At 70.2% G+C, this 5,681-nt stretch carries 6 protein-coding genes and 1 pseudogene; 3 read left to right on the plus strand and 4 right to left on the minus strand.

The genetic code is table 11. The annotated features are described in order from the left end of the window. Positions 1-7: 7 nt before the first annotated feature. Positions 8-94: pseudogene (locus tag ACWELJ_RS32940) on the minus strand (endonuclease NucS); the annotation flags it as partial. A gap of 56 nt (positions 95-150) precedes the next feature. Here ACWELJ_RS32940 and ACWELJ_RS32945 point away from each other — a divergent pair. After that, on the plus strand, positions 151-426 hold the full coding sequence (locus tag ACWELJ_RS32945) for a serine hydrolase (protein WP_452369989.1): 276 nt from the start codon (positions 151-153) through the stop codon (positions 424-426). Between the two features lie 3 nt (positions 427-429). Here ACWELJ_RS32945 and ACWELJ_RS32950 read toward each other — a convergent pair whose 3' ends face one another. Both ACWELJ_RS32950 and ACWELJ_RS32955 read right to left on the minus strand, forming a co-directional pair. Next, positions 430-1,008 carry a DinB family protein gene (locus ACWELJ_RS32950; RefSeq protein ID WP_452369984.1) on the minus strand — a complete coding sequence of 193 codons (579 nt, stop codon included), beginning with the start codon at positions 1,006-1,008 and terminating at the stop codon, positions 430-432. Positions 1,009-1,087: 79 nt separating this feature from the next. Continuing rightward, entirely contained in the window at positions 1,088-2,152 is a 1,065-nt protein-coding gene (locus tag ACWELJ_RS32955) for a phosphotransferase family protein (RefSeq protein WP_452369985.1), read from the minus strand. Positions 2,153-2,353: 201 nt separating this feature from the next. Here ACWELJ_RS32955 and pabB point away from each other — a divergent pair, with 201 nt between their 5' ends. Further along, the gene (gene pabB / locus ACWELJ_RS32960; protein ID WP_452369986.1) at positions 2,354-4,477 is read left to right on the plus strand and encodes an aminodeoxychorismate synthase; all 2,124 of its coding nucleotides are present in this window, start codon (positions 2,354-2,356) and stop codon (positions 4,475-4,477) included. A gap of 14 nt (positions 4,478-4,491) precedes the next feature. Here the strand turns inward: pabB and ACWELJ_RS32965 are convergent, their stop codons facing one another. Beyond that, complete coding sequence (locus ACWELJ_RS32965) at positions 4,492-4,986, minus strand: hypothetical protein (RefSeq protein ID WP_452369987.1); 495 nt, start codon at positions 4,984-4,986, stop codon at positions 4,492-4,494. Positions 4,987-5,094: 108 nt separating this feature from the next. Here ACWELJ_RS32965 and ACWELJ_RS32970 point away from each other — a divergent pair. After that, positions 5,095-5,681, plus strand: a 587-nt coding sequence (locus ACWELJ_RS32970) for a TerD family protein (protein ID WP_452369988.1), incomplete at its 3' end; no start/stop codon positions are given.

Below are 5,681 nucleotides of genomic sequence, written 5' to 3' on the forward strand. Positions count from 1 at the left end.
CATAACCCTAGAAGAGGCGGAATTCGCTGGAGTCCGTGCCGCGCAGGGCGTCGTAATCCAGGGTGAGGCAGCGGATGCCGCGGTCCGCGGCGAGGCGCGGCGGCCGGGCACACCGGTGAGCTGCCCATCGATCAGGCACTGCTGGACCGGCTGGCCGCCGCCGACACCGCCGACGACGTCCCGGCCGAGGATCTGGTGCTGCTCACCCCGAGCCGCTATCACCTGGGTTTCCGCAAGTCCCGCGGCAGTTTCCGGTTCGGCTCCGACAAGCGCGCCTACGGCACCACCGGCTACGGCGGCTCGTTCGGTTTCGCCGATCCGACGACGGGTCTCGGTTTCGGTTACGTGATGAACCGCCTGGGCATGGCGGTCCTCGACGATGTCCGTTCCCGCAATCTGCGCGACGCCCTGCTGCGCTGCCGCTGATCCTCAGCGGTCGACGTCGTGCGCGTGATGCACGAGGTCGTGCAGGAAGTACCGCGCCATGGAGTCGATGGTGAACGCGGAACCGTTGCCGCGCAACGCGGCCCGGTCGTATTCGCCGACCGGCACGGCGTCGAAGGCGCGGGCGACCACGTCCACCGCGGCCGCGAGTTCGGCCGCCACGACGGCGGTCTCGGCGGCGCCGTAGTTCTCGGCGAGCGCCCTGGCGTCCTGGTCCCAGTTGGCGAACATGGGAATCCCGTTGTCTCCCACGGTGACCGCGGTGTCGTAGGCGCCGATCGCCGGTCCGGGCCGGGGCGCGCCGCTGCGCGCGATATCGAGCCGATGGGTGAAGATCCGGCAGACGTCGCGCACGTGGGCCGCGTATTCCAGCGCCGACCAGGTGGAGTCGTCGGGCCGGACCCGCGCGTCGGGTCGCCGCAACGCGGCCAGCAGCCGGGCGACACTGTCGCGGGCCGACCCCGGCACCGCCGTGAAGACGATGGCGTCGGGGTCGAACCCGCATTCGGCGCAGGTGCGTTCGAGCACCCAGGTCCAGTCTTTGGCGTCGGGAACGATCGGCATGGCCCCAACCTACGGTGGCATTTATTTGTCGGCCACCAATATTCAGCCAACCGCCGTCGAGATGGCGACAGGTTCGCCGTCATTCCATCAGCTGGTGCGCCTTCTCGAACAGTTCGAGGGTGATGGCGTGCAGGAAGTCGCCGACCTGCTTGGGCGCCTTGCCGGCGAAGGCGCGGGCGTGGGTGCCCTCGAGGACGATGCCGAGCTTGAAGCAGGCCAGCACGGTGTACCAGGTGACGTGGCTGAGGTCGCGGTCGGAGAACTGCCCGTAGTGCGCGATCATCTCCGCGGCGGTGGGCAGGCCGCCCACCGCGCCCAGGGTGCCGATCAGGGCCGCGCCGGTGGTGCCGGGCTCGGGGCGGGTGGCGATCTGCCAGCCGAGGTCGAGCAGCGGGTCGCCGATGGTGGACATCTCCCAGTCGACCATGGCCACCACCTCGGGGCCGTCGAAGGAGAACATCATGTTGGCGAGGTGGCAGTCGCCGTGCAGGATCCCGGCTTTCGGCTGCACCGGCCGGTTGCGGTCGAGCCAGTCGCCGACCCGCTGAACGCCGGGGATCTCGGGCCCAGGGTAGCCCTCATTGACGCCGTAGGAGTCGAGTTCCTTGAGCCAGCGCGGCACCTGGCGTTCCAGGAAGCCCTCGGGCTTGCCGTAGTCGGCCAGGCCCAGCGCCTCGTGGTCGAGGGAGCCGAGCCGGGCGATGGCCTCGACCGCGGACAGGCCCATCCGCCGGCGCACCTCGGGGTCACCGGCATGCAGTTCGGGCAGTTCGTTCTGCGGGTTGAAGCCGGTGATGGGTTCCATCAGGTAGAACGACGCGCCGAGCACGGATTCGTCGGGGCAGGCGGCGATCACCTTGGGGGCGCGGATCTCGGTGTCGCCGAGCGCGCCGAGGATGCGGGATTCGCGCTGGATGACGGTGTTGCTGGCGGTGCGCAGATGCTTGGGCCCGCGCCGCAGCACGTAGTCGCGGCCACCGCGCCGGAAGCGCAGCATGATGTTCTGGGTGCCGCCGCCGAGCGGCTTCACCTCCTCGAACTCGCCGCCGGGCAAGCCCTGCTCCTCCATCCACTTTCCGACGATGGCGAAATCGACGATGTCACGATCCACTTCGGACGGCTGCGCAACAGACATGCCGACCATTGTGCCGTAGCGATCTACACAAACTGAAGGCAGTCGCCCGCAGAAAGAGAACTGACAGTTCGCGGCCGTCTCGATTCTGGACCGACGGAGCGACGGAGCGAAGCGGAGGAGCGGAGGAGGGAAGAATCGAGACCTCGGGGCCGCGAACCCGCCCGGAGCGAAGCGGAGGGCAAAAGGACACAGCGTAGTGTGCGGGATCAAATGCGCACGCTGTTGATCGATAACTACGACTCGTTCACCTACAACCTGTATCAGCTGATCAGCCGGGTGAACGGGGTCGAACCCGTGGTCGTGCGCAATGACGAGGTGGGGTCGATCGACGAGCTGGGGCTCGACGGTTTCGACAACATCGTCATCTCCCCCGGGCCGGGACGTCCGGATGTCCCCCGCGATTTCGGTATCTCGGCGGCGCTGATCGCCGAGTCGGAGCTGCCGTTGCTGGGTGTATGCCTGGGACATCAGGGCATCGTCATCGCGGCGGGTGGCGAGGTGGTCGCCGCGCCGCGAGCCCGGCACGGGTATCCGGATCTGATCGGCCATGACGGGCGCGGCCTGTTCGCCGATGTGCCGCAGCAGTTCTCGGCGGTGCGCTATCACTCGCTGCGCGCGGCGCAACCCGTCCCCGCCGCCCTGGAGGTCACGGCCGCCGCCCCCGATGGCGTGATCATGGGCGTGCGGCACCGCACCCGCCCGCAGTGGGGTGTGCAGTTCCATCCGGAGTCGGTCTCCAGCGAGCACGGTGAACAGCTGCTGCGCAATTTCGCCGCGCTGACCGCCGAATACCATCGGGGACAGGGTGGCTCCCTGCCTTCCGAGCGAACGCCCCTGGCGCACCGGGTGATCGAGACCGAGGCCCCGCGCCCGATCGACGCACCGGTTCACTACCTCGTCGAGCGGACTGTCGTGGAGCGCGCGGTCGACGCCGAAGCCGTCTTCGATGCCCTCTACGCCGATTCCCGCCACGCCTTCTGGCTCGACAGCGAGCATGTCGAGCCGGGCCTGGACCGCTTCTCGTTCCTGGGCGACGCCTCCGGACCGCTGTCCGAGGTGGTCGGCTACCGGGTGGGCAGCGGCCACGTCGAGGTCGAGTCCGCGGCCGGCAGACGCACGGTCCCGGGCGGCGTGCTCGACTACCTGTCCGCCGAGCTGCGCCGCCGCCGGATCGACTTCCCGGACGTGCCTTTCGATTTCGCGGGCGGCTACGTCGGCTACCTCGGCTACGAGATGAAGGCCGACTGCGGCGCCGCCGCACCGCACCGCTCCCCCACCCCCGACGCCCAGTGGATCTTCGCCGACCGTCTGATCGTGGTGGATCACGAGGCGGGCCGCACCCATCTGCTGGCCCTCACCGAACCGGAGACCACCGCCGCCGCCCGGGACTGGCTCACCGCCACCCGAGCCGTCGTGGAAACCCTTCCGACATGGGAGAATCCGCCGCTGCTCGAGCTACGCGCCGACGAGCGGACGGTCGCGCCGCTGCTGACCCGGGGCCGGGACCGTTATCTGGCCGATGTGGCCGCCTGCCAGGAGCAGCTGCACGCGGGCGAGTCGTACGAAATCTGCATCACCGACAGCGCGTATCCGCCGGGCGACGCCGACGGCCTGACCGTGTATCGCACCCTGCGCCGCTGCAATCCGGCCCCCTACGCGGCCTTTCTGCGCTTCGCGGACCTGGAGGTGGCCTGCTCCTCCCCCGAGCGCTTCCTCAAACTGGACCGGGACCGGACCGTGGAGAGCAAGCCGATCAAGGGCACCGCCCAGCGCGGCCACACGCCCGCCGAGGACACCGAGATCGCCGCGGATCTGGCCCGCGACCCCAAGACCCGCGCCGAGAATCTGATGATCGTGGATCTGCTGCGCAATGATCTGGGCCGGGTGTGCGAGGTCGGGTCGGTGCACGTGCCCGAGCTGATGGCCGTCGAGACGTACACGACCCTGCACCAGCTGGTCTCGACCGTCCGCGGCACGTTGCGCCCGGAGCTGGATGTCGTCGACTGCCTGCGCGCGTGTTTCCCGGGCGGCTCGATGACCGGCGCGCCGAAGCTGCGCACCCTGGAGATCATCGACGCCCTCGAAACCGAGGCCCGCGGCGTCTATTCCGGCACGATCGGCTTCCTCGGCCTGGGCGGCACGGCCGATCTGAACATCGTCATCCGCAGCGCGGTCCGCTTCGACGGCCGGTGGCGGATCGGCGCGGGCGGCGCGGTGGTCCTGGACTCCGATCCCGAGGGCGAGTACCACGAGATGGTGTGGAAGGCCGCGGCCGCGCTGCGCGCGCTGCCCGGTCTGGGTGTCCCGCCGCGCGCCCGGCTCTCCCTGCCCTGACCGCCGCGGTCACCTCATGTGCGGCGGCGGGACTTCTCCTGCGGCGGTTCGGGTTCCGGATTGTCGCGGGTGCCGGTGATGCGCCCCAGCAGGGAGACGCCGGGCAGCCTGTCGAGCCGGTTGAGGACGTCCTCGCCGAGCGCGGTGACCGATTCGAGCCGGGTCAGGACGCGGTCGTAGGCCACGAAGGCCGGTTCGGCCAGCGCGAGGGTGCGGTCGAGCCGGTCGATGGTCGCGTTGAGGCGTTCGACCGCGATGGTGAGGCTCTGGATGAGGTCGGGCAGCTGCGCCGCGAGCTGGATGGAGGCGGGCGGCAGCCGGACCGCGGTGTCGAACGCGGTCGAGGCTGTGACCTGCGCCGAGTCCAGGGCCAGCCCGGCGGCGTTCTGGGCGGCCTCGACGGCGGCCTGCGCGGCGGCCAGGATGTCGCCGGCGGTGGGCACCCGTGAGCCGGCGCCCTTGCCGCGCGGGGCGGGGTTCTGCTGGTCGCTCCCCTTGGGGTTGGTCATACCTCTACTGTGCCGCACGATTTCCGGATCGGCCGTGAGGCGGGCGTACGGTTTCGCCGGTGGCTGGTGGCCGGTTCTGTCGGTGGGCCGTGGCATAGTGCCACCACGATGAAACTGACCAAGGGTGAGCGAACGACGGTTCCGACATCGCTTCTGACGGTTGTGCTTTCGTGGCGGTCGGAGCATGCGGTGCGGACTCAGGCCGTCCTGGTGGCGGAGCACGGCCGGGCCCGGTCCGACCGCGATTTCGTCTGGTTCGACGCGCCCCGCCACGTCTCGCAGGCGGTGACGCTGGATCGTGAGCCCGCGGCGGGGACCGCCCGGCTGTCGGTATCGCTACCGCGGACCGGTGCGGATATCGCCGGGATCGTCGTCATCGGATCGGTGGACGAGGGGTCCGGCCGAGGTTTCGCCGGCGTCGACGAGCTGACGCTCACCGTGTTCGACCATGACAGCCCCGTGGTCTCCTACCCGGTGGCCGTGACGGATTCCGCCCCCGCCCTGGTGCTGGGCGAATTCGTGCGCGCCGCGGCCGGCTGGGAGTTCCGGGCGCTGGCCGATGCCGGGGTGAGCCTGGCCGGACTGGTGCGCGAATTCGGGGTGCGGATCGATCCCGCGCACACGGTCCGGGCCGAGCCGCGCCGCACCCCGCCGCCGCCGGATCCCGAACGGGCGGACTGGCATCCGGACCCGCG

This window comes from Nocardia sp. NPDC004582, from assembly GCF_053602115.1.

What these genes read in the sequence shown, in the direction of transcription:
- pabB (WP_452369986.1), top strand. Translation starts at nt 2,354, where the DNA reads ATGCGCACGCTGTTGATCGATAACTACGACTCGTTCACCTACAACCTG.
- ACWELJ_RS32965 (WP_452369987.1), bottom strand. Translation starts at nt 4,986, where the DNA reads ATGACCAACCCCAAGGGGAGCGACCAGCAGAACCCCGCCCCGCGCGGC.
- ACWELJ_RS32950 (WP_452369984.1), bottom strand. Translation starts at nt 1,008, where the DNA reads ATGCCGATCGTTCCCGACGCCAAAGACTGGACCTGGGTGCTCGAACGC.
- ACWELJ_RS32955 (WP_452369985.1), bottom strand. Translation starts at nt 2,152, where the DNA reads ATGGTCGGCATGTCTGTTGCGCAGCCGTCCGAAGTGGATCGTGACATC.